Annotated in this window: 28 protein-coding genes; 11 read left to right on the top strand and 17 right to left on the bottom strand. The window is 63.1% G+C overall.

The window, feature by feature from the left end:
• Positions 1 to 5 precede the first annotated feature (5 nt).
• On the bottom strand, positions 6 to 3,407 hold the full coding sequence (locus tag RR_RS09880) for a formate dehydrogenase subunit alpha (RefSeq protein WP_011223561.1): 3,402 nt from the start codon (positions 3,405 to 3,407) through the stop codon (positions 6 to 8).
• A gap of 233 nt (positions 3,408 to 3,640) precedes the next feature.
• Between RR_RS09880 and RR_RS09875 the strand changes: the two genes are divergently transcribed.
• The gene (locus RR_RS09875; protein WP_011223560.1) at positions 3,641 to 5,776 is read left to right on the top strand and encodes a 4Fe-4S dicluster domain-containing protein; all 2,136 of its coding nucleotides are present in this window, start codon (positions 3,641 to 3,643) and stop codon (positions 5,774 to 5,776) included.
• The gene (locus RR_RS09870) at positions 5,773 to 6,399 is read left to right on the top strand and encodes a TorD/DmsD family molecular chaperone (RefSeq protein ID WP_011223559.1); all 627 of its coding nucleotides are present in this window, start codon (positions 5,773 to 5,775) and stop codon (positions 6,397 to 6,399) included. The genes RR_RS09875 and RR_RS09870 overlap by 4 nt, the downstream gene beginning before the upstream one ends.
• A gap of 8 nt (positions 6,400 to 6,407) precedes the next feature.
• On the opposite strand, the gene RR_RS09865 is transcribed toward RR_RS09870, so the two are convergent.
• The 3 genes from RR_RS09865 to RR_RS22410 are packed head-to-tail and all read right to left on the bottom strand — an operon-like array spanning position 6,408 to position 7,058.
• Positions 6,408 to 6,641: a hypothetical protein gene (locus RR_RS09865; protein ID WP_004956847.1), complete on the bottom strand. Its 234-nt coding sequence runs from the start codon at positions 6,639 to 6,641 to the stop codon at positions 6,408 to 6,410.
• A complete protein-coding gene (locus tag RR_RS09860) occupies positions 6,634 to 6,909 on the bottom strand; it encodes a hypothetical protein (RefSeq protein ID WP_011223557.1) in 276 nt (91 codons plus the stop codon). The genes RR_RS09865 and RR_RS09860 overlap by 8 nt, the downstream gene beginning before the upstream one ends.
• Positions 6,909 to 7,058 carry a hypothetical protein gene (locus RR_RS22410; RefSeq protein ID WP_011223556.1) on the bottom strand — a complete coding sequence of 50 codons (150 nt, stop codon included), beginning with the start codon at positions 7,056 to 7,058 and terminating at the stop codon, positions 6,909 to 6,911. The genes RR_RS09860 and RR_RS22410 overlap by 1 nt, the downstream gene beginning before the upstream one ends.
• A 96-nt stretch (positions 7,059 to 7,154) precedes the next feature.
• On the opposite strand from RR_RS22410, the gene RR_RS09855 reads away from it, so the two are divergent.
• Entirely contained in the window at positions 7,155 to 8,372 is a 1,218-nt protein-coding gene (locus RR_RS09855) for a DUF7405 family protein (RefSeq protein ID WP_011223555.1), read from the top strand.
• Between the two features lie 60 nt (positions 8,373 to 8,432).
• Here RR_RS09855 and RR_RS22960 read toward each other — a convergent pair whose 3' ends face one another.
• Genes RR_RS22960 through RR_RS09835 form a run of 6 tightly spaced genes read right to left on the bottom strand, consistent with a single transcriptional unit; the run spans position 8,433 to position 11,965 of the window.
• A complete protein-coding gene (locus tag RR_RS22960) occupies positions 8,433 to 8,567 on the bottom strand; it encodes a hypothetical protein (RefSeq protein WP_004956837.1) in 135 nt (44 codons plus the stop codon).
• Positions 8,568 to 8,611: 44 nt separating this feature from the next.
• A complete protein-coding gene (locus RR_RS09850; protein WP_004956834.1) occupies positions 8,612 to 8,956 on the bottom strand; it encodes a hypothetical protein in 345 nt (114 codons plus the stop codon).
• Positions 8,953 to 9,096, bottom strand: coding sequence for a hypothetical protein (locus RR_RS22405; RefSeq protein ID WP_004516231.1), 144 nt, complete (start codon positions 9,094 to 9,096; stop codon positions 8,953 to 8,955). Before RR_RS22405 ends, RR_RS09850 begins: the two co-directional genes overlap by 4 nt.
• Positions 9,093 to 9,359: a hypothetical protein gene (locus tag RR_RS09845; protein ID WP_004956823.1), complete on the bottom strand. Its 267-nt coding sequence runs from the start codon at positions 9,357 to 9,359 to the stop codon at positions 9,093 to 9,095. Before RR_RS09845 ends, RR_RS22405 begins: the two co-directional genes overlap by 4 nt.
• A gap of 48 nt (positions 9,360 to 9,407) precedes the next feature.
• Positions 9,408 to 10,196, bottom strand: a complete 789-nt coding sequence (locus tag RR_RS09840) for a DUF7124 domain-containing protein (RefSeq protein WP_011223552.1) — start codon at positions 10,194 to 10,196, stop codon at positions 9,408 to 9,410.
• Positions 10,193 to 11,965, bottom strand: a complete 1,773-nt coding sequence (locus RR_RS09835) for an aldehyde ferredoxin oxidoreductase family protein (RefSeq protein ID WP_011223551.1) — start codon at positions 11,963 to 11,965, stop codon at positions 10,193 to 10,195. The genes RR_RS09840 and RR_RS09835 overlap by 4 nt, the downstream gene beginning before the upstream one ends.
• A 78-nt stretch (positions 11,966 to 12,043) precedes the next feature.
• Between RR_RS09835 and RR_RS09830 the strand changes: the two genes are divergently transcribed.
• A complete protein-coding gene (locus RR_RS09830; RefSeq protein WP_011223550.1) occupies positions 12,044 to 12,649 on the top strand; it encodes a molybdenum cofactor guanylyltransferase in 606 nt (201 codons plus the stop codon).
• 27 nt (positions 12,650 to 12,676) lie between these two features.
• Here the strand turns inward: RR_RS09830 and yqeC are convergent, their stop codons facing one another.
• Positions 12,677 to 13,396, bottom strand: coding sequence for a selenium cofactor biosynthesis protein YqeC (gene yqeC / locus RR_RS09825; RefSeq protein ID WP_011223549.1), 720 nt, complete (start codon positions 13,394 to 13,396; stop codon positions 12,677 to 12,679).
• Between the two features lie 106 nt (positions 13,397 to 13,502).
• Here yqeC and moaA point away from each other — a divergent pair, with 106 nt between their 5' ends.
• From moaA to RR_RS09810, 3 genes are read left to right on the top strand one after another with little or no spacing between them, the layout of a single operon-like run.
• The gene (moaA, locus tag RR_RS09820; RefSeq protein WP_004956809.1) at positions 13,503 to 14,585 is read left to right on the top strand and encodes a GTP 3',8-cyclase MoaA; all 1,083 of its coding nucleotides are present in this window, start codon (positions 13,503 to 13,505) and stop codon (positions 14,583 to 14,585) included.
• A 51-nt stretch (positions 14,586 to 14,636) separates the two neighbouring features.
• Positions 14,637 to 15,722: a putative sulfate/molybdate transporter gene (locus RR_RS09815; RefSeq protein WP_011223548.1), complete on the top strand. Its 1,086-nt coding sequence runs from the start codon at positions 14,637 to 14,639 to the stop codon at positions 15,720 to 15,722.
• 55 nt (positions 15,723 to 15,777) lie between these two features.
• Positions 15,778 to 16,791, top strand: coding sequence for a DHH family phosphoesterase (locus tag RR_RS09810; RefSeq protein WP_004956804.1), 1,014 nt, complete (start codon positions 15,778 to 15,780; stop codon positions 16,789 to 16,791).
• Positions 16,792 to 16,799: 8 nt separating this feature from the next.
• Here RR_RS09810 and RR_RS09805 read toward each other — a convergent pair whose 3' ends face one another.
• Positions 16,800 to 18,722, bottom strand: a complete 1,923-nt coding sequence (locus RR_RS09805; protein WP_007187723.1) for a beta-CASP ribonuclease aCPSF1 — start codon at positions 18,720 to 18,722, stop codon at positions 16,800 to 16,802.
• A 173-nt stretch (positions 18,723 to 18,895) separates the two neighbouring features.
• On the opposite strand from RR_RS09805, the gene RR_RS09800 reads away from it, so the two are divergent.
• Entirely contained in the window at positions 18,896 to 19,075 is a 180-nt protein-coding gene (locus RR_RS09800; protein WP_004516241.1) for a DUF5786 family protein, read from the top strand.
• A gap of 21 nt (positions 19,076 to 19,096) precedes the next feature.
• Here the strand turns inward: RR_RS09800 and RR_RS09795 are convergent, their stop codons facing one another.
• On the bottom strand, positions 19,097 to 19,435 hold the full coding sequence (locus RR_RS09795) for a glutaredoxin family protein (protein WP_004956798.1): 339 nt from the start codon (positions 19,433 to 19,435) through the stop codon (positions 19,097 to 19,099).
• Between the two features lie 70 nt (positions 19,436 to 19,505).
• Complete coding sequence (locus RR_RS09790; protein ID WP_004956795.1) at positions 19,506 to 19,748, bottom strand: BolA/IbaG family iron-sulfur metabolism protein; 243 nt, start codon at positions 19,746 to 19,748, stop codon at positions 19,506 to 19,508.
• Positions 19,749 to 19,972: 224 nt separating this feature from the next.
• On the opposite strand from RR_RS09790, the gene RR_RS09785 reads away from it, so the two are divergent.
• The gene (locus tag RR_RS09785) at positions 19,973 to 20,356 is read left to right on the top strand and encodes a thiol-disulfide oxidoreductase DCC family protein (protein WP_004956793.1); all 384 of its coding nucleotides are present in this window, start codon (positions 19,973 to 19,975) and stop codon (positions 20,354 to 20,356) included.
• Positions 20,357 to 20,429: 73 nt separating this feature from the next.
• Here the strand turns inward: RR_RS09785 and RR_RS09780 are convergent, their stop codons facing one another.
• Both RR_RS09780 and RR_RS09775 read right to left on the bottom strand, forming a co-directional pair.
• Positions 20,430 to 20,840 carry a CoA-binding protein gene (locus tag RR_RS09780; RefSeq protein WP_011223545.1) on the bottom strand — a complete coding sequence of 137 codons (411 nt, stop codon included), beginning with the start codon at positions 20,838 to 20,840 and terminating at the stop codon, positions 20,430 to 20,432.
• A gap of 46 nt (positions 20,841 to 20,886) precedes the next feature.
• Positions 20,887 to 21,261, bottom strand: a complete 375-nt coding sequence (locus RR_RS09775; protein WP_004956789.1) for a winged helix-turn-helix transcriptional regulator — start codon at positions 21,259 to 21,261, stop codon at positions 20,887 to 20,889.
• A 230-nt stretch (positions 21,262 to 21,491) separates the two neighbouring features.
• Between RR_RS09775 and RR_RS09770 the strand changes: the two genes are divergently transcribed.
• Positions 21,492 to 22,187: a ThuA domain-containing protein gene (locus RR_RS09770; protein ID WP_007187719.1), complete on the top strand. Its 696-nt coding sequence runs from the start codon at positions 21,492 to 21,494 to the stop codon at positions 22,185 to 22,187.
• Between the two features lie 271 nt (positions 22,188 to 22,458).
• Complete coding sequence (locus RR_RS09765; RefSeq protein WP_011223543.1) at positions 22,459 to 23,628, top strand: NAD(P)/FAD-dependent oxidoreductase; 1,170 nt, start codon at positions 22,459 to 22,461, stop codon at positions 23,626 to 23,628.
• 203 nt (positions 23,629 to 23,831) lie between these two features.
• On the opposite strand, the gene RR_RS09760 is transcribed toward RR_RS09765, so the two are convergent.
• Positions 23,832 to 25,055, bottom strand: coding sequence for an iron-containing alcohol dehydrogenase family protein (locus RR_RS09760; RefSeq protein ID WP_011223542.1), 1,224 nt, complete (start codon positions 25,053 to 25,055; stop codon positions 23,832 to 23,834).
• Positions 25,056 to 25,100: the final 45 nt, after the last annotated feature.

The raw sequence follows: 25,100 nt of genomic DNA, 5'->3' as shown, positions 1-25,100 counted from the left end.
TCACCTCATTGCACCGTCGAGTTGTCGCGGACATCGAAGTCCTTCTGCGTCCCGACGTCGTTCACGTCCTGCGGGAAGTCAAAGTCGAGGTCCACGTCAATATTGTACTGGTCCAGTACCTCCGGCGTCGCCGGGTTGACCGCGACCATCGATACTTTCGTCTCCTGCATCTGGGTTTCAACGTCGTAGCCGCGAGACGTGATGGCGTTCGCTGAGTCCCCGATAGCGTAGGGAACGTGCCCGTCAGGGTACTTGTCCTCCAGACTCTCGCCTTTGAACACGCCGCCCCAGTGGTACGGCAGGAACACTTCTCGGTCGTTCGGCCGGTCCGTCACGCGGGCTTTCACCAGCACGGAACCGCGGTCCGTCGAGGAGATGACGACGAGGTCGCCGCCGTCAATGCCGAGTTCTTCCGCCTTGTTCGGCGTTATCTCAGCGTACATATGCGGCTGGAGGTCGGCGGTGTGGATGTTGTTCCGCGTCTCCGCACCACCGCCCTGATGTTCGACCTGCCGACCGCTGGTCATGATCGTGTCCAGATCTGGCCCGTCGTCCTGATTGTGGATGATGTCCGTCGCCTGTTCCTGTTCGACGAGGTTGTTCTGGTCGAGTCGGTAGAAGTTCCGCTGCTGGCCGTTCGCCGGCCACTCGTTCAGCAGTTCCGTGTCCGGCCCCTCGATGGGTTCGCGGTGCACCGGCACCTTATCGAGGAAGCTCCAGACCACGGCGCGTGCCCGGCCGCGCCCGGTCGGCGCGTCGGGCTGTTTGAAGTCGTACTGCTCGTAGAATTCGGGGTCGACGCCTTCCCCGATCATCGTTTCGAGATACTCGTCGAACACTGCGCTCCCGGTGTCGGGGTTGTTCAGCGCCTGCGCGGCGGTGTACACCGACTCCTGATTGTCGAGTGCGTACTGTTGCGGGATGGTGAGTTCGTCTGGCTGGACCTCCTGATTCGGATCGATGAGGCTCTGTGGCGGCGTCACCTTCCAGCCAGGGTACTCCGGGATGCCGTGGATCATGCCGTCCGCAGCCGTGTCGTCGTCGTCGGCCCATGCGGGGTTGTACGGTGCCCGGGTCAGATCGAGCGCTTCCTCCTGACTCTCGTAGCGGTCGCCGACAGCGTCGAGCGTCTCCTGCATCGGGTAGTCGTCGTCTGTCGGCATATCGGCCCAGTCTTCAGGCGTGGGTGCCGAGACGCCCCAGCGGGTCCGGAAGTCCTGCCCCCCGTTGTTGGGGTCCAGATCGTCGTTCCAGATAATCGGCGTCCCCGGATGGTCTTCGCCCCAGCAGGGCCAGGGGAGCATCCAGTATTCGCCCGCGACAGGCGTTCCTTCGGCTCCTTTGAGGTCCTCGTTGGAGAACGCGTAGTCGTACTCCAGATGTTGCTGGAGCCGTTCGGGCGTCTGCCGGTAGCCGATGGTGTTCGTCCCGAGGTTGAACTCGCGGACGACGCCCTCGTATGAGGACTTGCCATTGTATAGCTCCGAGCCCGCGCCCCAGTCGAAGTGTTCGCCAAAGCCTAGATAGCCGGCCAGTTCCTGCATGATCTGGAGGTCCGGCTTGGAGTTGTGTGCCGGCGAGCGGACCGGTTCGGACCACTGGACCGACCGGTTCGTGTTGGTCAGCGACCGGTAGTGCTCGTACTGGCTAGACGCCGGCAACAGCAGTACCGGCGGTCCGTCCTCGTAATCCGGCAGGACGCTCGCGACGGAGGGGAACACGTCGACGACGACCAGCAGGTCGAGGTTCTCCATCCCCTCTTTCATCTGCTCCATCTCGCTGATAGAGTTCGCCGAGTGCCCCCAGAAGACCGCGATTTTCGTCTGGTCGGGCTGGTAGATCGGTGTTTCCTGATACCGGTCTTCCTGATCAAGCGCCGATTCGAACCAGCGGGCCACGGTCAGCCCGTTCTGGAACATCATCGAGTTCTCCGCCGGGTTGTTCGGCCCGTGGGCGGTGTTCGGCGGCAGCGAATCCGCGTCCTCACTCCCTTCGTAGGTCGGGCTCTGGCGGACGTACTTCTCCGGCGACATCAGCTCGAACCGGTTGTACATATCCGCAAACGACGTGTCGCCGCTGGTCTCGGGCGTCCGGTCCCAGATTTCAGCCCACCACGACCAGCCACCCGGTGACAGACCGTAATACCCCGGCAGGATGTGGCTAGCGACCGCAAGGTCGGTCGCTCCCTGAACGTTCGCGTGTCCGCGCATGACCTGCAGCCCGCCACCGCTCCGGGCCGCACTCCCGGAGGCGAGGCTCGCCACCGCGTACGAGCGGATGTTCTGGGTCCCGTTGTTGTGCTGTGTCCCGCCCATCGCCCACTCGATCTGGACGTGTGGTCGGGCCTCGTCGATCATGTCGGCGATGCGCTCTATGTCCTCGGCGGACACCCACGTGATTTCCTCGACCGTCTCCTTGTCGTACTCGTCGAGTTCCGCGTCGACGTCTTCCCAGCCCTGGACGCGGTCAGTGAGCATATTCTGCCCAATTTCGTCCGCGTCGGGGTCCATCGCGAGCCCGTGCTTGTCACGGAGCTCTTTGATGATGCCCATCATCAGAGCCACGTCGGTGCCCGGACGGAACCGCATGAACTCGTCGGCGTGAGCCGATGTCTTCGTGAACCGCGGGTCCAGATTGAGGATGGTTCCGCCCCGTTTCTGCCCTTCGAGAATGTGCTGCATCGCGATGGGGTGTGCCTCAGCCGGGTTCTGGCCGATGATGATGTTCAGGTCGAAGTTCCGGTAGTCCTGAACGGTGTTTGTCATCGCGCCGTAGCCCCAAGTGTTTGCCAGTCCCGTGACTGTCGTAGAGTGACAGATACGGGCCTGGTGGTCGATGTTGTTCGTACCCATAAACGCCGCCAGCTTCCTGATGGCGTAGGCCTCCTCGTTGGAGTGATGGGCGCTGCCGAGCAACATCACGCTCTCGCGACTGTGCTCCGCGTCGACGTCGACAGCCTCGTCCGGAGAGGTGTCGTCGTCGGGCCACAGGGCCCGGATGTCTGTCGCCAGACGGTCGTACGTTTCGTTCCACCCGAGTTTGCGCCACTCTCCGTCCTCCTGTATCATCGGGTGTTTGAGACGCTTCTCGGAGTGTTCGGTCTCGTATATGCCGGCCCCTTTCGAGCAGAGCGACCCGGCATTTATTGGGTGTTCATGCCACGGCTCCATGCCGACGAAGGAATTACCCTCCCGCTCACCACGGAAGCCACAGCCCACCGAGCAGTAGTTGCAGATCGTCTTGGTCAGTTCGGTGTCCGTATCTGTCCCGTCCGTTTCCTCGCTGTCCTCCTGAAGTGCCCGACCAGCGCCGCTGACGCCAAGGGCGACCCCGCCCGCGAGGGCGCTCGCCTTCATGAACGAGCGCCGGTCAAGATCCAGTGAGACTGGTTCCTGTTGTGTACTCATGGTGACTGGTGCCCACCCATCACCGATGCTGTCCGTGTTTGCCACGCAATCTGGTTTGTCATTGTCTATCTAGCCGTTGCACAAATTCAATGCCCTCCATGATAAAATGTGTCATAGTTAGCCATTATAGTTCATGAAATTTTCTGGTCTCCCCAGTATTTAGGGTTGAATTCATGAATAGATGTGTGAACACTCCGCAAGGTCTATTACCGGGACAGGATTTTGCATGATTAATGAATACAGGCGCCTTTGTGTGTTCCTGTGGGGGATCGTGTGACATCGACCTCGAAGCGGTTCGGGACGGTGTCGACGATGTCGATGTTGTCGCCAGTTCCGAACTGCTCTGTCAGGACGGCTTGGCGGGGATGTCGCAGGTCATCGAGGAGTACGATCTCGATCAGGTCATCGCGACGACGCCGGAACCGTCGTGTCAGGACCGCATCCGCGGGCTTGCCGACGAACACGACCTTCATCCCGAGGCATCGGTGTTCGTCGACCATCGGGAAACCAGCGCCTGGGTCCACGACGAGGCAGCGGCCACCGACAAGACGGCCCGTCTCATCAACGCGAAACAGGCCGGCCTCCGTGAGGAAGCGCCGTCGCGAACGGTGTCGAAAGACGCTGGGAACCGCGTCGCTGTCGTGGGCGACCCCGGCGCGGCGCGGTCACTGACCGACGATGCCGACGTGTTGTTCATCGCGGACGGGCGGGATTTCGCCGACGTTGACGGGCTCGGTGACGTGACGATGGAACGCGGGCGCGTCGTCGACATCGAGGGCTCCTACGGCGAGTACGAGCTCACGTTAGAGGCCCGCGTCACCGACGACTGTATCGACTGCATGGACTGTGTGCGCGAGGGGCCGGATGGGATGGTGACGGAGTTCCCCGTTGATATCCATCCGGACGCGCCCGACGGCGAGTGGACGAACACCTGCCCGACCGACGCCATCGATCTGGACGGCGTTACCCGTACTGTCGAAGTCGACCAGGTCATCTACCCCGGCGGCCGCGACGACGCTCGCGGCGGCCGGCTGGGCTTCTACACCGGGCCGGTCGACGCCGGAACCATCGCCGCAGTCGAATCGCAACTGGGCGGCATCGAGAAACCACAGTTCCTCGACCTCGAGATGGATGTCTGTGCGGCCGGGGCATCCAGTCAGGAGGGATGTACGGCCTGCGTCGACGCCTGCCCTCACGGCGCGGTCGACCGACCGACTATCGACTCCGTGGAGTTCGATGAGGTGGCCTGCGAGAACTGCGGGGCCTGTACGAGTTCCTGTCCGACGGGCGCGACACAGCTCCGCGAGCCCTCGAACCGACGGCTCGCCCGCGAGGTCGAGGCGTTGCTGGAAGACGACACGGACGAGGGACTACTCTCGCGGGGCGACAGCGCAGGTATCGACACCCAGGTCATCGCGTTCGTCTGTTCGGAGTACGCGATGGACCGCCTGCGGGCGCACGGACGCAAGGCCGTGCAGTCAGGCGACCTCGACTACCCGCCTATCCTTCCGGTTTCGGTCAACTGCACGGACACGGTCGGCAAGGCACACGTCATGCACGCGCTTGCGGCCGGTGCGGACGGCGTCGCCGTCGTCGGCTGTGGCGGCTCGTGTCTGCACTCCGGCCCGGATCCCAAGCAAGAGCTAGTCGACCGGCTCAATCAGGCGACAACCGACCTTGGGCTCGGTGACCGGGTCGGCTTCTTTGCGCCCGAGGCCGGCAACCCCGAGGCGTTCGTCGGGTCGCTGTCCGGGTTCGTCGAGTTCGGGCTCGACGAGACACCGATTCCGGCCGGCGGCTACGAGGCGACCGGCCGCAGCGACGCCGACCGGGAGGACCCTCGCCCAAACCCCGATTTCGACAGCCACGGCTGGACCTTGGAGAGCGTTCGAGCTATTCTCGACCACGTCGAGCCCGAACGCGAGGTGATTCGCGGGCTGAAGGACTTCGGGGTTATGGATGTCAACGACGCGTGTACGCTGACGCCGACCTGTACGAACCTCTGTCCGACCGACGCCATCCAGCGGACCGGTGAGGGCGAACTGGCGTTCAACCACGCGGACTGCGTCAACTGCGGCCTCTGTGAGGAGGGCTGCCCGGAAACGGCGATTACGATGCACGACGGACTGGACCTCTCCCTGCTTCCCGAGAACAGGGGCGGCGAGGCCTGGGTGACCGTCCACGAGGGCGACATGCTGGAATGTGTCCGCTGTGGCAAGCCCTTCACCAGCGTCGCCTCCGCCGACAAGATTGAGGAGGAGGTCGGCGATCAGGTCGAGGGTCTGGCTCCCGATGCCGACCACTCCGTCTTCGAGTACTGTAGCGACTGCCGGAGTCGTCTGCTGTTCGACCAGGGGGAGAAACGATGAACGACGCGGCCGTCTACGAGGCCCGCCTCGAACTGGTGGATTTCGTTATCGACGTGTTCTGGGACGTGCCCGAGGAAGCGTTCGTCGAGGGACTGTTGAGCGGCGAGGTGCAACTGCCGGAAGAATCCATCAACGACCAGCTCGACGAGGGCTTCGAGATGCTTGCGTCGTGGATCGACGAGAACGCCGACCAGTCGGTTTCGGCGGTGCAGGACACCCTCAAACGGGAGTACACGGACCTGCTTGTCGGCCCGCGACCGCCGGTGTTGCCCCACGAAACGAATTACCGCGAGGACACGGAGTTCATCGGGGAAGGGCTCGCCGAGGTCGATGCCAGCTACGGTGCGGCAGGCTGGGCACCGCCCGAGGACTACCCCGAAGAGGACGACTTCATCGCCGTCGAAATGGCGTTCCTGCGGTATCTCATCGAGCGCCAGCGAGAGGGCGACGAGGAGACCGTCGGCTACGAGCGGGTGTTCATTGAGCAACACCTCAGCGAGTGGGTTGTCGAATTCGCCGACGAGATGCGCGACGAGGCCGATGACGGACTGTTCCTCGCAGCGGCGCTCATCTGTGAAGGGCTCGTCCGCTTCGAAGACGAAATCGTCGCCCAGATCGGCTAGCAGGGCGGCTACCGGATTCGGAGCACGAGCCCGACGCTTGCGATGAGCCCGACAGCCATCAGAACCTTCACCGCGGGCAGCAGGAACGCCATCGCCTGTTCCATGAGAAAGAGCGACCGCCAGGTGTTGACCGACTGTGCGATGACCGCGACCGCTCCCGCGCCCGCGACCAGTACGCAGAGAAGCGTGACCGAGGCGGCCGCGACGACCCCGAATGGGTTCGCCCGCAATCGCTCACGCATCGGGGACCACCCGCCGACCGACGACGAGAACCACGAACAGCGGGACGAGGACGACCAGCAGGCGGCTGACGAACAGCCCGATGTAACTGATAGTCGATTCGAGGTGAATCTGCCAGTGCCAACTTCCCTTGAGCTCGGCGATGAGGCCGATCGTGCCGACGACAAGCAGTGACAACGCCAGCAGCGTAGCAAGGGTGTAGACGAGAATTCGGAGATAGCCGAGAAGTGACGCGGCAGTCAGCCGGGAGTTCGATTGTTCGGTGGCCATCAGGTACCGTCCCCAGCCCAGTGCTGCTGATAGATATCGTACGTGATGACAGCGAGGACGACCAGCCCGACACCGAGGACTGCCGCACCCATATCGGGTGGAAACGGGAGGTTAAGTCCCGATTCCGAGTGCATGAGTGTAGTTAACATGAAGTGAGGTACGGACTGGCAAGTAAAAAACCGTTGTGACCTGTTCTCATGAGACAAAGTTTTTCTCCGCGTAGCCCTACCCTGTGATAGTATACCATGACTTCGCGCCGTGGGCTGCTACTTCGGCTCTCCGCACTCACCGGAGCGGCCGGTCTCAGCGGCTGTTCATCCCTGCTAGCCAGGCAAGCGGAGTCGCCGACGGGTGACCTCGACCCGAACCCGCGGGCCGACGACCTCCCGATACGGCAACACGCCTGGAACGAGCGCCTTCGGAGCGACGGCGCTGGCAACGACCTGTTGCCACGTCATTTCCGACTGTTCATGCTCGACCTTGATGCCGCCCCGTCGGATTCTGCCGCGGAGACCGTCGAGCTAGCGATGCGGACGCTGGAGGACGCCTACGAGTTCAACAGTGCAGGGCTCCTGCATATGCTCGGCTGGGGGACGAGTTATTTCGACACCTACGGGTCGCTCGATTCGTCCCCGATACGCAGCCCGCGGGTCCTCTCTCGGACCGACGACCCCGACTTGCAGTCTTTCGACGCGATGCTCGTCCTTGCGAGCGACGTTCCGTCGAACCTCGCCGCCGCCGAGTCGGCGATGTTCGACACGCGGCCGAGGCTTGCGGATGCGGAGGTGCAGGGTCGACTCGGCGACGTGTTCTCTGTCGCAGACCGCCGCGGCGGGTTCGTCGGCGAAGGGCTTCCAGCGGCCCACGCCGACGCGGAAGGCGTCCCCGCCGATATCCCCGAAGAGTCACATATGTTCTCTGGCTTTTTTGCCGGCCGGGCCGGCACGCAGGCCAGCGAGGACCGCGTCACCATCGACGACGGCCCCTACGCCGGCGGGACGACAATACACCTCTCACGAATCAACGAGGCCTTCGACAACTGGTGGGAACTCGCCCAGTCCGACCGCGTCAAGCGACTGTTCTCGGCGGAGTTCTCCCCTGAAGACATCGACAGAGGGAGCCTCCCCTTCGCCGAGATGGTCCGTGAGCACGCGAGCAGCGAGGGAACGGTCGGCCACTTCGAGAAAGTGGCCCGCGCCCGCAAGGATGGGGAGCCGCTTCTCCTCCGGCGCGACTTCAACACGATTGACGGCGGCCAAGCCGGGATTCACTTCCTCTCGCTCCAGGAACGCCCGCGTGATTTCGAGGAAGTCCGGGACGCGATGAACGGCTGGTGGCTCCGGGAAGAACACGAAGAACTCCGGGACCGGCAGAACAACGGCCTGCTGGAATTTATCGAAGTCGCGTCACGCTCGAACTTCTACGTCCCGCCGCGTGACAGACGGGCCTTTCCGGCCCCATAGCTGTCGCTCGCGTGCAGGGTGGGCCACAAAAATAGGACAAGACCTGCCGCCGATAGCGGTTCACTCCTCGTCGTCGTCCGATGTCGTGTCGTTCTGGTTCACGTCACCCGGCCAGACGCCGTGGTCCCAGACCTCGAAGTCGTTGAATGTCTCTGTCGCGCCCTTGGGTTTCCACTCGCTTTTTTCGTGTGCCATTGTGTATCATCTGTCTCAGTGGTCGGGCTTAAGCTTTGGTGCCGTCACTCAGACGGCGTTCCCGGCGGTTTCTGCTCGTCCGTAACTTCATCAAGGAACGCGTTGGCGTAGAGGTCGACGTGCATCTTCAGGACCGCGCTCTCGTCGATGCCACTCTCTTCGGCCTGTCGACGGAGCAACGCGGCCAGTTCGGCTGTTGGTTCGTACCGTACCTCGCGACCGTCGACCTCAAACGCCACGTCGTGGGACTGTGAGACGAGGTGCTCGACCTCCAGTAACGCCTGCTCGACTTTCGTCTCCATCGCCTCGTCAATGTCCTCTAATCGCCGGTCAGCCCACTCCTCGGCGGCCGCATACAGTCGGTCACTCACCTCGAAGGCGAGCGTCAAAACGACACCCCCTCACCCTCGAACTCGGGCGTCCACAGCGTCGTCTCCTCACACACTGGACAGTCCTGTCGGCGCGGCTGTCCCTCGAACGCCGAGAGGTCTATCATCTGGCCGCATTCCTCGCAACTGTAGTAGGTCATTCTTCGGATGGCGGCCACGACTGTGGGGCCGGGTCCGACTCGGTTATCTCGGAGTACAGGACCACGAGCGCTCCGAGCACGATGGTCAACACCAGCACCCCGGCGATGCCGCCCAGCGCGTTCTGGCCGACATACGTTGCTGTGCCGGTCGCGAGGTCGATGGTCGACAGTACTTCGAACAGCGTCAGTAACAGCCAGACGAAGGCACCCAGTACCACGAACGTGAGTATCTTCGACTGTCGGACCGCGGTTCGGAGTGTCATTGTCGTTCGTGTATGACAATGACCAGCAAGCATTATAAATATACGGCGTCACTCATCAGCGAGGTCCCAGTCCGCTTTCTCGGCGGCGTCGGCGAGTGGGATGAACTCCCAGCCGGTCCGCTCTGCAATCGGCTCATCGTCCGGGCGGCCGACGAGGACCATCCGCTCGGCGTAGAACATAGAGTGCTTGTCGATGTCGGCAAGTCGCTCGGCTGGCTCCTGGCCCGCGCCGCTGAAGAAATCGGCGTCGATGCCATGGTCGCGCTGGAACTTGTTGATGACGAACGCCTCCACGTCGCCGACGATACCGACCCAGTCGGCCCATCCCCGCGCCTCACGGAACACCAGTTGCGGGTCGGCGAACTGCCGGGCCGCGTCGTAGGTCACGGCCATCGTCATGTCGTCGATACCGCCGCCGTGCGGACCGCTCGCTTCGACAGACGCCTCGCCAGCAGCGGGGTCCTCGGCGACGTTCGAGGCCGGGTCAGTGTCAGTCGCGGCTGCGCCGCCCGCGCCGCCGCTGTCCGTCGGAATGCCGACCGGCTTGTCCTTGTTCTCCCGCGGGACGTGGGGGACCGCCTGTCCCCCGGGGTCTGCGCTGGCCGTCTCTCCGCTGTTCCTCTCGGCATCAGTGGCCGCGTCGGGACTCGTATTTATGGCTGCAGCGGGACTGCCAGCCTCGGCGTCGCTGTCGGGCCGTACCGATTCAGTCCCAGTTGCTCCGGTGTCGGGTTCATCCACGGGGTCGCCTTCATCGCTCCAGAACCAGTCGCCCCGGTTCGGCGTCTCTTCGTCGTCCTGTACGTCGAGTTCATCGAGGTCTATTTCGTCTGTCATTCTCCGAGTGCTGTGTCCGCTGGTAGTGTCGACTGGTCGACGGCGTCCGCGAGGCCGAGTCGTTCGATTGTCTCGGGAGTGGGGTGGCCATCGGCGTCCCAGCCCCGTTGCCTGTAGTACTCGTCGAGCATCGCGTCGAAGGATTCGGTGTCGATTGCCGCGCCCGCGTTCGGGCCCGAGTCGAGCGGTTCCTGTAATTTTGCCGGCAGTTCGTCGTCGGCCCGGGAAATACCCTCGCGGACGTTGAACAGGCGCGTGAGTGTCCAGACCCGCTCGCCAACTGTCGCAAGGTCGCCGTCCGTGTCCAGTCCGACTGCATCAAGCCACTCAGCGCCGAGGTCGTCGAACGCGTCGCCGACGAAGTCGTCCACGACGAGACACCACAGCACCGAACGCTGGTCCTGTTCGCAGATGACGGCCGCGGCCGCCCGCTCGGGGCCCCAGTTGCCGTCGAACCCCTCCCGCTCGATGGGGAGCGCCCGCCGATGACAGGCCCCGCGGTCGCTGGTCGCGTACGCCAGTGCCATGCTCCGTGCGCCGCGGGGGTCGTACGCGGGCAGTTCCATGGCCTTGACCGTCGGCAGGAGGTCGTCCCCGCCTAGACGGGCCGAGGCCGCGTCAACGCCGTCGGCAAGAGCGTCGCCGAGCGTCGACTCCCGCGCGACGATTTCTTCGAGGAGCGCTCGCGCGTCGTCAGGACTCCCGTAATCGAGCGATTCCGCAAGCAGGCCGGCGTCGCCGGCTTTGATAGCCCACGCGACGGCGCTTCCGGCGCTGATGAGGTCGAGCCCCAGTCGGTTGCATGTCTCGCCCAGCGTCGCCACGGCGTCGAAGTCGTTGATGCCAAGCCCGGCCCCAAGGCTCATCGCCGTCGCCCCGCGGGGCACGGTCTCGCCATCTTCAGTCTGGACGCGAAAGCCGCCGGGACTGTCCGCGTCGTCGTACTCTCGGCCCGCGGCAAGTTCCTGTACGGCCTCGATACCGACGCTGTCGGCCCCCTCGAACTGGCCGTCTTCCCAGCCGCGCGTCGAGAGCGCGCCAATCGCGTTGGCGAAATCAACTGTCTCGACGGTCCCGCTGGCGTTGAGCCACTGTCCGGTGTCGCCCTCGCGGTACCGCTTGGCGTACTGCTCCCGTAGCTCCGCGAGGTCCGTCGGCGGCTCACCGCGGACGACGACGGCTTTCAGCCGTTTTGCGCCCATCACTGTTCCGGCACCGCCCCGCCCCGCGTGGTGTTCGCCGCCGTCAGAAGCGATAGTCGCGAACGCGACGCCCTGCTCGCCCGCCGGGCCGATACACGCCACCGCAGCCTCGGGGAACGCTGCGTCGGTTTCGGCTGTATCCTGCCCCCACGTCTCGGCGGGTTCGACCGTCGCGCCGTCGGCCTCGACGACGAGTTTGACCGGCTCCGAAGCGCGCCCGGTGACAAGAATCCCGGTGTGGTCCTGCAACGCGCCGGCCAGCGTGTCCGGGAACGTCCCGCCCGCATAGGAGTCGAGGAAGCCGCCAGTCAGGGGCGACTTCGTGACCGCCGCGTAGCGTGTCTCGCCGGGGAGCAGCCCGGAGACCGGCCCGAGCATGAACAACAGGATGTTCTCGGGGCCTAGCGGGTCGGTGCCGGCGTCGAGTTTGTCGTACAGGTACCGAGCGCCGAGTCCCTTGCCGCCCACAAACTGGCGACGCCAGGCCTCCGGAACCGGACAGCTCTCGACCGATGCCGACGACAGGTCGACGTGGAGCATCCGGTCCCGATTGGCTACTGTCATCATACCTCACTCTTCCGTCTGTCGACTAAAGGATTACCCACAGCACCAAGCACCTTTCTGCCAGACCCGAGAAGGCAGGGTATGCGCGCAGGTGTCATCGTTGCGGGCGGTCGGTCGACGCGGTTCGGCGACAGCGACAAAGCCGTCGCCGACCTCGCTGGGACACCGATGGTCCGCCGCGTCGCCGACCGCCTTGGCGAAGCCGTCGACGAACTCGTCGTGAACTGCCGCGAGGACCAGGTCGAGGCCATCGACACGGCGCTATCGGACCACACGCTTGAGCCGACGTTCGCGCTCGATGAGGACCCCGACCAGGGACCGATGGCTGGCATCGCGACCGGGCTGGGGGCCGTCGACAGCGAATACGCTGCGGTGGTGGCCTGCGATATGCCCTTTGTCGACCCAACGTTCGTCGACTACCTGTTCGAGCGAGCGGCGTCCCACGAGGCCGCAGTTCCACGTCCGGACGAGTGGTTTCAGACGACACAGGCGGTGTACCACGCCGACGCAATGCATGACGCCTGTCAGCGAGCACTGGAGCGCGGTGAGCACAAAATCGTCGAACCGTTGTTCGACCTTGAGTACGTTGTCGTTGAGCGCGAAGACGTACTCGCACACACCTCACTGGATACGTTCAAGAACCTCAACACCCGTGAGGAGTTCGAGGCCGCGGCCGAGCGGTTCTGAACGAGCGGGGCCGGTGTCGCCTCACTCTCAGACGACTGCCACCAGCGGGTCGTCGCTCCGCATCTCAGCAAGGACGACACGCGACACGTCGGCTTGGTCGTGAATCGCCTCGGCAACGGCCCGCGCGCTTGTTTCGAGTCCCGCGTCATCGACCATATTGAGTAGCGGAACCGCGGTCGCGTTGGCTGGCAAGTCTTTCAGCCCGCCCTGCTCGTGGGCGAGGACCGCAGCGACGTCTTGCGGTCGAATCTCGTCACCGCGAGCGAGCCCGGTAATCGCGGTAACTTCGTCGACCCGGTGGACGATGTCGTCGGTCAAGGGTTCGCCGACGACGTGGGCGCTGGCAATCGGGACGACGGTCGAGGCCGACGTGGGGAGCTGTGGCTCGCGGTCGCTCGGCGCTTTGAACTCTCGCATCCGTGCGCCGTCGGCTTTCACCAGAATCGGATGGTCGATATCAGCCAGGTCGGCAACAGTCCCCGGGTCGTAGCCGCGGTAGCGGTCCGGTCGCTCCTGTGCCGGGACGACGCCTAGCGGCCACGCAGACGCCTCGTCAATGGCTGTCCGTGGGGTTTCCGTCACGACAACGTCCTCGACCCACCCGTCGAAAATCGGAATCCGAACCGTCGCGGTGACGACGGCGTGTTCTAGTCGCGCTGCGAGCGTCGCCATCGTCGTTTTCTTGCCCCCAGCGCCGACAAAGCAGATGGTCCCATGTCGTGCGTCTAGCGCGTCGACGATGTCCATACGCAGTACACGGCGGTCGCCTGATTAATCGTTACCCCGTGTCCGATAGCGGAACCGGACCAGTCACGCCATTTAATAGGCTGTGCTGTGAACAGTTAGCAAGGATATGCTCGAAGACGACTTCGGTCGCGAGGTCTCCGGTGTCCGCGTCTCCCTCACCGACCGGTGTAACTTCGACTGCGTCTACTGTCACAACGAGGGGCTGGGCGACACACGGGGCCCGATGGAGGCACAGGACGATGAACTCACTGCTGACACCATCGTGGCCTTCCTCGAAGTCGCCGCCGAGTTCGGCGTCGACTCGGTGAAGTTCACCGGCGGGGAGCCGATGCTCCGGGAGGACCTGGAGGAAATCGTCCGGCGCGCCCCCGACGAGATGGAGGTGTCGATGACGACCAACGGCACCTTCCTCCCCGGCCGCGCCCCGGACCTCGTCGACGCGGGCCTCGAGCGGGTCAACGTCTCGCAGGACGCTCTCGACAGCGAGGCCTTCGCCGAACTGACCCAGAGCGGGGCCTACGACCGCGTCCTCGAAGGGGTCGAAGCGGCGCTGGACGCTGGCCTCGAGCCGGTAAAGCTCAACATGGTCGTCTTCGAGCCGACCGCGGGCTACGTCCCGAAGATGGTCGACCACGTCGCCGAGAACCCCGGTCTCCAGCTCCAGCTTATCGAGTACATGCCGGAACTGGCGGGCCATCCGGAGTGGGCCATCGACATCGACCGCGTCCACGACTGGCTCGAAGACCGCGCCGACAAGGTCGAACACCGCGAGATGCACGACCGCAAGCGCTACTGGATGCACAGCGGCGAGGCGGCGGTCGAAGGTGATAGTGCCTCCACCTCGCTGGCCGCGTCCGACGGCGGGATACGAACGGAGCCGGTCAACAACCACAACAGCGGGATGGTCGAAATCGTCGACCCCGTCGGCAACGAGAACTTCTGTGCGAACTGTCATCGCGTGCGGCTCACCCACGACGGCTACCTCAAGGGCTGTCTGAACCGCAACGATGACCTGCGTGACATCGGCACGACCAAAGAGTCGATGCGCGCCGCGTTCCGCGAGACGGTCGACACTCGCGTCCCCTACTACGGCGAGTACATGATTGAAACCGAGGACGGCGAGTGGGAGATAAACGAGGAGTACATCGACACCGACGGGGACCGTGCGCCCTACGAGTACTCGGAGTAGCGGCCGCCGCGGAGGGGTTCGCTCACTGTTTCGCCGTCTGACACGACCGTCATGAGTTTCACGTTCCGCGACCAGACGACAGTTTCGCTGTCGTGGAATGAACTGACCGGCGCAATCGGGGACTCGGCGACGGTACTCCCAGTTGTTGTCGCCGTCGCCGTGCTGACGAAGCTCTCGCTCCCGGTCATGCTCGTCTGGTTCGGCGTTTTTCAGGTCGTCTGGGGGCTGTACTACGGTGTCCCCATATCAGTCGAGCCGATGAAGGCGTTCGCCGCGCTGGTCATCGCCGGGACCATCTCGACTGGCGAACTCGTCGTTGCAGGGCTTTTGCTGGCCGGCATCCTGCTCGTGCTTGGAACCACACAGTCGCTCGAAGTGGTCAATCAGTACGTCGACGATACCGTTGTCCGCGGGGTGCAACTCGGCGTCGCGCTGGTCCTGCTCGAAACCGGCATCGGTCTTGGGCTCAACGACCCAAGACTCGTGACTGTCGCCGTTGGCATTGTTGCCGTCCTCGCGCTTCTGGGCCACAGCGGGCAGAGCGCCTTCGCCGTTTTTGTCCTTGGAGCCGCCATCGCCCTCGCGGAGACCGGGGTTCCGACGCCGGCCGTCCCAGCGGTTGACGCCATGTTTATGCTTCCGACAATGACGCTATCGTTGCAAACGGGGGAGGCCGTCCTCGCACAGATCGCGGTCACGGTCGGCAACGCAGCCCTCGCCACGTCGGTCCTGCTCGCCGATTATTTCGACCGGGACGTATCTGCAGACCAGCTCTCGAACAGCATGGGGCTGATGAATCTGGTCGCGGTCCCTTTCGGCGCGTTCCCGATGTGTCACGGGAGTGGCGGCGTCGCCGGGAAGTACGCATTCGGGGCCAGAACGCCCGGCGCGAATCTGCTACTCGGTGCGGGCTACGTGCTGACTGCGTTCCTCGCCGTCGGCGTCATCTCGGCCTATCCGACGGCGCTACTCGGGGTCATTCTGGTACTGATCGCATTCCAACTGGGCTGGACCGGGGTTTCCAGCACGGATGACTTGGCAGTTGTCGCTGCAATCGGTGTCGTCGGCGTGCTCGTCAACCTCGGCCTCGCGCTCGTCCTCGGCGTCCTCGTCCAGCAACTGCGTGCCCGACTGTAACTCAGCGGCTGGCCCCCACACGCTTGTAGCAGGAGCCCGAAGGGTCGACGAATAAATGCGCCCCGCAACAGAACTTGAAAATCTACTCGGAGAGGCGGAGTCGCTCACGATTGTCTGTCACAACAACCCTGACCCCGACTGTCTGGCCAGCGCGCTCGCGCTCGGTCGCATTGCGGCCGCCGTCGGCATCGACGAACGACGCATCCTCTACAGCGGCGAGATATCACACCAGCAGAACCGCTCGTTCGTCAATCTGCTGGAGATGGACATTCAGGAGTTCGATAGAGCCGACGTGATTGACCGGGACCCTTCGGAACTACTCGCCTTCGTCGACCACTCGATTCCAGGGGCGAACAACCGGGTTCCCGATGATGTCTCGGTCGATATCGTTGTCGACCATCACCCCGCCGAGGATATTACAGCCAGGTTCGTCGACCACCGTGTTGAGATCGGCGCGACGGCGACGATACTGACCGAGTACCTCCGAGACCTCAAAATCGAATTCGATGACCGTCTGGCGACAGCGTTGCTGTTTGCCATCCGCCGGGAGACGCTGGGATTCCTGCGCGGCGTGACGCCGGATGAGTACGGGGCGGCCGGCTTTCTGACGGACACGGCCGATTCGGACCTGTTGCGACAGCTCTCTTCGCCGTCGATCAGCGGTGCAACCGTCGACGCTATCGCGGACGCAATCGGAAACCGGACAGTCCGCGGGTCGGTGCTGATTTCACACGTCGGCCGGACGCCCGAGCGGGACGCCCTGCCGCAGTCGGCTGACTATCTGGCGACGCTTGAGGGCGTCGAGACGGCCATCGTCTTTGGCATTGTCGAGGACACGATTCAGCTCAGCGCCCGCTCGACGGACTCCCGGGTCAACATCGGTGACATTCTGAGTGAGTCCCTGAGCGATGTGGGGAGCGCAGGGGGACACCGCGAGATGGCCGGCGGCGAAATCCCGCTTGGCATCTTCGCCGATTACACGAGCGACGACACCGTGCTTGTCGATATTGTCGAGCAGGTGATTTCGGCGCGGCTCTTTGCCGGGTTAAATCTCTCGGAAGACAGCTAAGCCGCTGTTCAGGACAGCCGGAACGTTTCGAGGTTCTTCGGGTTGTGCGTCCGCATGTTGAACTTCTGGTACAGCGCCGAAGAGAGCTGGTTCGTCGTGGACGCGTCGCCGTGGACACAGAGGATCTTCTCCGGCCGCGGGTGCATTGTCTCGACGAACGACTCAAGCCCCTGTCGGTCGGCGTGGCCGGAGAAGCCATCGACCGTCTCCACGTTGAGTCTGAGGCTCACCCGCTCGGCGCGTGGCCCGCTCGTGTCGCCAAGGGTGATTTCGTCCTGTCCGCGCTGAATCTGGCGACCGAGGGTGCCTTCGGCCTGATAGCCGACGAACGCCATCGTGCTGTCCGGGTCGCTGCCCAGCAATCGGAGCCAGGACATCACGGGGCCGCCGGTGACCATTCCGGAGGTAGTCAGGATAATAGCCGGTTCGTCGTCGGCGATGTCCTGTCGCATCTCGTCGCCGCCGTCGACCTGCTCGAACTGCTCGGCGAGGAACGGGTTCTCGTCTTCGTAGAGGATTCGCTGGCGGAGGTCGTCCCGGAGGTACTCCGGGTACGCGGTGTGGATAGCCGTCGCCTCCCGAATCATCCCGTCGAGGTACACCGGCATCGTCGGAATATCGCCCTTCCGCATCGCTTCTTCGAGGACAAGCATGAGTTCCTGCGACCGCCCCACGGCGAATGCCGGAATCAGTACCTTGCCGTCGTTCTCGTAAGACTCGTTGATAACGTCTCTGAGAACCCGTTCGGAGTCGGACTGGTCGGTCTGGTAGTCGTTCTTGCCGCCGTAGGTCGACTCCAGCACGAGCGTCTCGACGCGGGGGAAGTCGTTGACGGCCCCGTCGAGCAGGCGGGTGTCTTTGTAATGGATGTCCCCGGAGAAGGCGACGTTGTAGCGGCCCTCGCCGATATGGAAGTGACACACTGCCGACCCAAGAATGTGGCCGGCGTTGTGCATCGTGAGCTTGATATCCGGCGCAATGTCGGTGACGTTGCCGAACTCCAGCGGAATCGTGTGTTTCAGTGCGTCCCGGACCTGCTGGCTCTCGTAGGGCGGTGTCCGCCCTTCTTTTGAGGCCACGTCGAGGTAATCCAGCTGGAGCAAGCCCATCAGGTCCCGCGTCGGTGCAGTCGTGTAAATCGGCCCGTCGTAACCGTATTTGAACAGAATAGGAATGAGCGCGGAGTGGTCGAGGTGGGCGTGTGTCAGGACGACGGCATCGAGGGAGTTCGGCCCCGCAGCGAGCGCTTCGGGAGCCTGGAGATACGGAACCTCGCCCTCAGCGCCGGGTTTGTCGCCACAGTCGATGAGGATGCGGGACTCCGGCGTCGAGAGGATGAAGGCGGCGCGCCCGACCTCACGACAGCAGCCGAGCGTGGTGAGTCGAACCCAGTCCTCGTCGCTCGTGGTTGGGCGGTTGATCTGTCGACCGACGCGCTGGAGGATATCTCGGCGTTCTTCGCGTTCCTGTTTGAGGTAGTTCCGGACGTTCGAGACAGTCGAGGACTCCATCGGCGGCGTCCGGACGACCTCGGGGGTCCAGCCGACGGATGCAGAAATCTCGTCCAGTGTTGCCCCGTGGCGGCCGATGACGCGACCGGGCTTTTCGGCCTCAATAAATACCTCGCCCGTCTGGCGGTCGAAATCCAGATTCTGGACGCCGGCGTCCTCGGGAATCGTCTGCGTGATTTGGGCCCGGGCTTCGTTCGGCGGCACGAGGGCTTCCTGCGTGGGGCGAACGTTGATACGTTTGCGGAGCGTCTGTGCGAGATTTCTGACGATGCCGTCGCGGTTGGCGACCGTCTGCGCGTCCGGCGTGTAAATAACTAGTTCCGGCCCCTCGAACGCGACCGATTCGATTTCGATGTCGTCTGGTGTCTCTTCTTCGACCTGTGCTTTGATTCGATCAAGTGTCTCGTCTGCGGAACTCATAAGTTTGGAGATGGAGGCCCGATAGCCGTCGGAAAACCACGGCTCTCGACTGCCGTTATCTAGCGGGAGTGCAAGCACGGTAAAGAACCTTTGCTTGTCTCGTTATGTCATCGCGTGGTCGTGTCTCGGCAGGAACCGGCGAATTTTAGTGTTGGACTCCGAGTTGTATCTATATGGGCTTTGGTAGCTACGATGAATCCGAACAGAAGGACAACGACGTAGACGCGGACGACAGCGAGGGCGTTGCGGTCCACGAGAACGACCACGACGGGTCGGTCTCCTTCGAGACGGAGGCGACCACGAGCGACCTCGTCGACAAGCTCGGCGACATGAAAGACGAAGACGAAGAGTAACGCCGCCACTCCCGACCGCGCTTACTGACCGACTTTTTGTGCAAGTTCGCCGCGCTCGTCGAGCTGTTCGAGGATATCACTGCCACCGATGAACTCCCCGTCGACGAACGTCTGTGGGATTGTTTCGCGCCCGCTGTGGCGCTCCAGAGCTTCCCGATAGGCGTCGGTCGCTTTGAGTACGTCCACTGTCTCGATGTCGTCGCGGTGTTGTTGCAGTAGTGCGAGTGCCTTCTTCGAGTAGCCACACTGTGGCATCAGCTCGTTGCCTTTCATGAACAGCACGACCTCGTTGTCCTCGATGACACTGTCTACCTGCTCCGTGACCTCTTCCGGGGAAAGTTCTTCGGGCTCGAATGCCATACCGCCACTAACGGCGTCGGCAATAAAGGCGTACCGACGGGGCGAGTGAGGCCCCATCATCGAGACCCGGCTACTCTGCTTCCGCAGGTGTCAGCGTCGTCAGCTCGATGGCGTGAATGTCGCGAGTGAGATGGTCCCCCAGCGCGTCGTGGACGAGCTGGTGCTGGTCAACTAGCGACTCCCCTTCGAACACCGGCGAAACCACGCGTACGGCGTAGTGTTTGTCGTCGTCAGGGTCCCGCGGTGTGGTGACCGTCGCCTGTGCTTCCGGAAGCGCTTCCTCGATGAGTTCGGCGACCGCATCCTCGTCCATACGCGTTCTGAAGAGAGCGGCGGGCAAAACAGTTGGCGTCACAGTCGCGTCGTGGGCACCAACTGAGCGACAGTGCCCGGTCGAAGGCGGCCAGTCACAGGGGTACAAGCCCGCCAGTCACGACCGGTTTGACCAACCGATTCACGTCCGCGTCTGTGGTGACCGGCTGTGAATCCCTGCCGGCTGAACCACAGGTGTTTGTGCCCCGGATGCGTAGACCGCATATGAGCGACGCAACGCTCGTCTACGACGACGACTGTGGCTTCTGTACATGGTGGGCGGACTTCATCGGCGAACGGTCTGATCTCGAAATCGTTGGCTTCTCTGCGCTCGGCGACGACCTGCTAGAGCGACTCCCAGACGACTACGAGTCCTGTTCGCATCTGGTGACCGAGGAGGACGTGTATTCCTGCGGGAAATCCATCGAAACCGCGCTTACATACACCGAACTCGGCAAGCCAGCACGACCGCTGGTCTCGTTCCTCCGGCAGTTCGAGGACTACGAGCGGTTCCGCGAGCGGGCCTATCGACAGGTCGCGGATAACCGTTCGAAGTGGGGGAAGGTCATGTCAAAGACGCCGCCAGCGCGCAGGGATAACTCGGACTGACGCCACATTCCCAAAACTGCTGGACGACGTTCACACATCAGTCAGCGGTAGTCCGCGACAGTCGCCCGTCCACTCACCTCATCAGTTGCTGGTGGGTCGGCTTCATACAGCGGTCCTGAACGACGCGGCGGCCAGCCGCCTCAGCGCGTTCGACGGCGTCGTCGTCGTGGATACCAAGCTGGAGCCAGATGACGGCGTCGTCGTCGCGTTCTAGGGCCGCGTCAACGATGTCGCGGACCTCATCGCTGGGCCTGAACACGTCAACGATGTCTATTTCACCCGGAACCTCTGCCAGTGAGTCGTAGGCCTTCTGCCCGAATATCTCGTCAGCGAAGGGGTTGACCGGAATTACCTCGTACCCCTGTTCGCTAAGATACTTCGGAATCTCGTGGGCGTCCTTGCCGGGGCTGGTCGAGCACCCGACGACGGCGACACGGTCATGTTCGAGAATCTCCCGGAGTTCGTCGTCCGAAGTAACAGGCATACACGAAGGTTCGTCGGGCAGCAACAAAAGGGATTGCCTGCTGGACCTACTCCGCGGGCTCGTCGGCCTCTGTCGGTTCCTGCAGGTACGTCTCGCCCCACGCCGCCATTTCGGTGATTACGGACTCCAGCGACTCCCCGTGTTCGGTGAGCGAATAATTGACGCGAAACGGCTGTTCGTTGATTACTTCCCGGTCGACGAGCCCTTTCTCCTGCAGGTCTTCAAGGCTGTCAGAGAGGACTTTAGAAGAAATCCCATCGACGTTCTCTTTGAGTTCGTTAAAGCCTGATGGGCCGTTATCAAGCAATCGGTGGATGATAACGGGGTGCCACTTCTTCCCGATAAGGGACGCCGTCGTGGTTATGGGGCACCAGTCCTCGCCAGCACACCAGACGGAGAGCTTCTCGGGTGAATCGCTCATATCTTGTCGGGATTTCGGCCGCGGTCGGCTAATAACTACCCCTGTGCAAGTAGCCGGACTCCATCGTTTGGGAACCACATCGAGAGACTCAGCAGGACATCGCACACTGAGGCCTACCCAGAGCTATGAGCTATTATACCCGAGTGTGCCCCTCTCCGCTATTTCCTGCGGCGCGGTTACGCTGGGAGAGAGTAGCCATATTTTTCTCCGGTTATTCAGTGTATTCTTGTATGGTTGCAGTCACCGTGTGGAACGAAAATCAGCATGAACGGGCGACAGGCCCGGCCAATGCGATGTACCCCGACGGGATCCACACGACGTTGGCTGAGACGCTTACTTCGTACGGCCACACCGTTCAGACAGCGACACTCGATGACCCAGCCCACGGACTGACCGAGACGGTGCTCGCCGAAACTGATGTGTTACTGTGGTGGAGCGATATCGCCCACGATGTTGTTAGCGATGCGACTGCGAACCGCGTCGAGCAGGCCGTCCGTGACGGGATGGGGTTCATCCCGCTCCATTCCAGTCACGAGTCGAAGCCGTTCGAGGCACTCATGGGGGGGACTGGCACCCTGCGCTGGCGCGAGGAGGGCGAGCGTGAGCACGTCTGGGTCGTCGAAGCGAGCCATCCTATTACCGATGGACTACCCGAGGAGTTCGAACTCGAACGTGCCGAGATCTACGGAAAGGGGTTCGACCTGCCGACACCGGACACGCTAGTGACTGTAAGTTGGTGTGACGACGGCACGGTGTTTCCCAGCGGGTGTTGTTACTACCGTGATGCAGGAAGAATATTCTACTTTCAGCCCGGCCACGAGACGTTTCCAGTGTACCACCGGCCGGTCGTCCAGAAGCTCTTGCACAACGCCGTTACGTGGGCCGCGCCGAATGAGCCCGACCGCCCCTGCGCCGGACAGTCCTGACAAGCAGCACAATTGTTATGCTGGCCATTGGCCCCCGGATGACCCGTCTCCTGTTCAATTGACTGGCTGGAAACGGCGGCCTGAATCCGCACGTAGGTGATTAGGAGGGGTTTTCAGGAACAGTAGGAACTGTTTGCGCTCAGGAGGGGGAGCGAAGGTGACTGCAAACTTAGGGGGCTGGGTCACAACCGCGAGCCAGCATGCGAGGACAACAGCAAAGCCGTGGACCGATTCCAAAGGGTTTGTATCTAATGACTCCGGAGAGTGGCCTATGACAGAGAACGTAGTGGTGCTTGGTTCGGGGTACGCCGGCGCGGGGGCAATAAAGAGTTTCGAGGACGAGTTAGATGGCCAGACGGACGTTGATGTGACCTGGATTTCTGAGACGGACTATCATCTGGTCTTGCACGAGTCTCACCGCTGCATCCGGGACCCGAGCGTGCAGGAGAACATCGCCATCCCTGTCCACGAAATCAAGCAGCCGTCGACGTCATTTATTCAGGACGAGGTCGTCGGCATCGACACCGACGCCCAAGAAGTGGCCCTCGCCGACTCCGACACCGTCGAGTACGACTACTTGCTCGTTGGGCTGGGCTCCCAGACGGCCTTCTTTGGCATCGAGGGCCTCAAAGAGCACGCTCTGACGCTCAAGAGCCTCGACGACGCGCTTGAAATCCACGACAAGATTCAGCAAGCGGCCCGCGAAGCCTCCACAAACGACCCAGCACAGGTCGTCATCGGCGGCGCTGGCCTCTCCGGCATTCAGACCGCCGGCGAGGTTGCCGAGTTCCGCGACGAACACAACGCGCCAATCGACATCCACCTCGTCGAAGGCCTCGACCAGGTCTTGCCCAACAGCGACCCGGAACTGCAGGGTGCCCTGCGCAAGCGTCTGGAAGCCGCCGACGTGAACATCAAGTGCGGGGAGTTCATCGGCGAAGTCGACGAGGAGACGGTCTACATCGGCGACGAGGACGAACTGGAGTACGACGTACTGGTCTGGACGGGCGGCATCACCGGCCGCGATTGTATGCAAGACGTCGATCTGGACAAGGACGAGCGCAACCACCGCGTCCACGCAGAAGGGAACTTCCAGACCGAGGACGAACACGTCTTCGCAATCGGCGACTCGGCGCTGATCGACCAGCCGGGCGACCAGCCCGCCCCGCCGACCGCGCAGGCCGCCTGGCAGGCCGCCGAAGTCGCGGGCGAGAACCTCGCTCGCGCCGTGCGAGGCCAGCCGCTGAAGACGTGGACCCACAAGGACAAGGGCACGGTCGTTTCGGTCGGCGAGAAAGCCGTCGCCCACGACGTGGTGAACATGCCTATCGAGACGTTCGGCGGGATGCCCGCGAAACTGCTGAAGAAAGCGATTGCCGCCCGCTGGATCAACGACATGACCGGTGTCGGTCGGGCCGCCAAGGCCTGGCCTGACATGTAGCGAGTCCCTTTTTACGTCACCCCCTCTCCTCGCGCCTCCGGCGCTGCGGGGAGTGGGTTCGCAAAAATCTACGCTAAAAACGACCTCCGAGTCGCGTTCTGCGAACGCGCTCGGAGTGAAACCGCGTTCGCTCCGCTCGCGCGGTATGCCGTGTCTGCCACCTTCCCCAGTAGCTATTGATATATGCCGCCGTCTGTAGGTCGCTACCAAGCAGACTCTAACACGCCGACAATATCGTCCCGGGTTGGCTCCAGCCCCGACGGGACGTTCATCATGAAGGCGTCTTCAAGGACGGCGTCGGCGACTTCGGGAAACTCCGCCCGGTCGGGGCCGGCTACGTCCCGGAGTTGTGTTGGCAGTCCCAGCGTCGTCACTACCTCACTGACTCGGTCAACGACCGCCGTCCCAGGGTTGTCAGCGTCGCCGACCCCGAGTGCGTCGGCCAGAAGTGACCGCCGGCCGTCGACCTGCTCGAAGAGGTACGAGAGCGCGTGCGGAGCAATGATTCCGTGAGCCGCGCCCTGCTGGACGTCGTCGGTCCGGGTTAGTCCGTGGCCGAGGGCGTGGATCAGCGAGAGCGTCGTCCCGTTGGCCCGCGAGATACCGTACTGGACGAGCATGAGTCCCTGCGTGACCGACTGGTACACCCATGGGTCGTCGTCACCGTTACCGAACGCGAGCAGGCCTTCTGTGAGAAGGCCGAGGCCGTGCGACGCTGTGGCGTCGGTTATCGGAGTTGCGTTGGCCGCGTACAGCGTCTCGATACCTTTGTCGAAGCCGTTCATCGCCGACGCCGCGAGGACCGACCGGGGCGTCGTCGCAATCAGTTCGGGGTCGTAACAGGCGGCCGCGGGCATCAGTTCCGGGTCACTGACACCGCCGCTGGCCGGTTCGTCCACAGGACAGGTGTCTGGTGCGGCTGTGACGCCAGCAACGATAGAGAGGTCAGCGCCGGCCAGCGTCGTCGGGACGGCGATAATCGGTGGCAGTGCTGCTTCGGGGACAGCTATCGTTCCGGAATCAGCGAACGCCGTGCCGACAGCGGTTGGGTCGCGGTCGGTCGCCGCGAGAATACTGATGATTTTTGCCACGTCGAGGCTGCTCCCGCCGCCGACGGCCACAAGACAATCGGCGTCAGCCTCGCGGAAGCGTTCGAGCCCGTCGTACGCAGTGCCGAGCCGCTTGGCTGGCGTTGTCTCCGCGAAGACGCCGGCAAGTCGGTCACCGAGTCCGTCCCGAACAGGGTCCATCACGGCCGGCGTCTCACCGACGGTAGTGCCACAGACGACCAGTGCACGGTCGTAGCCCTGCTCGTCTAACTCCGTACCCAGCGACCGCACGGCGTCAGGGGCGTATCGGAGCGTCGCGGGGTCGTACTCGAACCGAAACGGGGCCTCAAGGTCGCCGGCAACCGGTGTGTCGGCCATCGGTGTGACGCATTCGGCCCCGCTCGTCTTTAGGCCTTCAGGTCG

Source organism: Haloarcula marismortui ATCC 43049 (assembly GCF_000011085.1).
Lineage (GTDB): Archaea > Halobacteriota > Halobacteria > Halobacteriales > Haloarculaceae > Haloarcula > Haloarcula marismortui.
The sequence above is the reverse complement of the archived record's forward strand: the minus strand, read 5'-3'. Positions and strand labels throughout refer to the sequence as shown.

Coding starts and splice junctions, on each gene's coding strand:
- RR_RS09880 (WP_011223561.1), bottom strand. CDS start 3,407: ATGAGTACACAACAGGAACCAGTCTCACTGGATCTTGACCGGCGCTCG.
- RR_RS09875 (WP_011223560.1), top strand. CDS start 3,641: ATGAATACAGGCGCCTTTGTGTGTTCCTGTGGGGGATCGTGTGACATC.
- RR_RS09870 (WP_011223559.1), top strand. CDS start 5,773: ATGAACGACGCGGCCGTCTACGAGGCCCGCCTCGAACTGGTGGATTTC.
- RR_RS09865 (WP_004956847.1), bottom strand. CDS start 6,641: ATGCGTGAGCGATTGCGGGCGAACCCATTCGGGGTCGTCGCGGCCGCC.
- RR_RS09860 (WP_011223557.1), bottom strand. CDS start 6,909: ATGGCCACCGAACAATCGAACTCCCGGCTGACTGCCGCGTCACTTCTC.
- RR_RS22410 (WP_011223556.1), bottom strand. CDS start 7,058: ATGTTAACTACACTCATGCACTCGGAATCGGGACTTAACCTCCCGTTT.
- RR_RS09855 (WP_011223555.1), top strand. CDS start 7,155: ATGACTTCGCGCCGTGGGCTGCTACTTCGGCTCTCCGCACTCACCGGA.
- RR_RS22960 (WP_004956837.1), bottom strand. CDS start 8,567: ATGGCACACGAAAAAAGCGAGTGGAAACCCAAGGGCGCGACAGAGACA.
- RR_RS22405 (WP_004516231.1), bottom strand. CDS start 9,096: ATGACCTACTACAGTTGCGAGGAATGCGGCCAGATGATAGACCTCTCG.
- RR_RS09845 (WP_004956823.1), bottom strand. CDS start 9,359: ATGACACTCCGAACCGCGGTCCGACAGTCGAAGATACTCACGTTCGTG.
- RR_RS09840 (WP_011223552.1), bottom strand. CDS start 10,196: ATGACAGACGAAATAGACCTCGATGAACTCGACGTACAGGACGACGAA.
- RR_RS09835 (WP_011223551.1), bottom strand. CDS start 11,965: ATGATGACAGTAGCCAATCGGGACCGGATGCTCCACGTCGACCTGTCG.
- RR_RS09830 (WP_011223550.1), top strand. CDS start 12,044: ATGCGCGCAGGTGTCATCGTTGCGGGCGGTCGGTCGACGCGGTTCGGC.
- yqeC (WP_011223549.1), bottom strand. CDS start 13,396: ATGGACATCGTCGACGCGCTAGACGCACGACATGGGACCATCTGCTTT.
- moaA (WP_004956809.1), top strand. CDS start 13,503: ATGCTCGAAGACGACTTCGGTCGCGAGGTCTCCGGTGTCCGCGTCTCC.
- RR_RS09815 (WP_011223548.1), top strand. CDS start 14,637: ATGAGTTTCACGTTCCGCGACCAGACGACAGTTTCGCTGTCGTGGAAT.
- RR_RS09810 (WP_004956804.1), top strand. CDS start 15,778: ATGCGCCCCGCAACAGAACTTGAAAATCTACTCGGAGAGGCGGAGTCG.
- RR_RS09805 (WP_007187723.1), bottom strand. CDS start 18,722: ATGAGTTCCGCAGACGAGACACTTGATCGAATCAAAGCACAGGTCGAA.
- RR_RS09800 (WP_004516241.1), top strand. CDS start 18,896: ATGGGCTTTGGTAGCTACGATGAATCCGAACAGAAGGACAACGACGTA.
- RR_RS09795 (WP_004956798.1), bottom strand. CDS start 19,435: ATGGCATTCGAGCCCGAAGAACTTTCCCCGGAAGAGGTCACGGAGCAG.
- RR_RS09790 (WP_004956795.1), bottom strand. CDS start 19,748: ATGGACGAGGATGCGGTCGCCGAACTCATCGAGGAAGCGCTTCCGGAA.
- RR_RS09785 (WP_004956793.1), top strand. CDS start 19,973: ATGAGCGACGCAACGCTCGTCTACGACGACGACTGTGGCTTCTGTACA.
- RR_RS09780 (WP_011223545.1), bottom strand. CDS start 20,840: ATGCCTGTTACTTCGGACGACGAACTCCGGGAGATTCTCGAACATGAC.
- RR_RS09775 (WP_004956789.1), bottom strand. CDS start 21,261: ATGAGCGATTCACCCGAGAAGCTCTCCGTCTGGTGTGCTGGCGAGGAC.
- RR_RS09770 (WP_007187719.1), top strand. CDS start 21,492: ATGGTTGCAGTCACCGTGTGGAACGAAAATCAGCATGAACGGGCGACA.
- RR_RS09765 (WP_011223543.1), top strand. CDS start 22,459: ATGACAGAGAACGTAGTGGTGCTTGGTTCGGGGTACGCCGGCGCGGGG.
- RR_RS09760 (WP_011223542.1), bottom strand. CDS start 25,055: ATGGCCGACACACCGGTTGCCGGCGACCTTGAGGCCCCGTTTCGGTTC.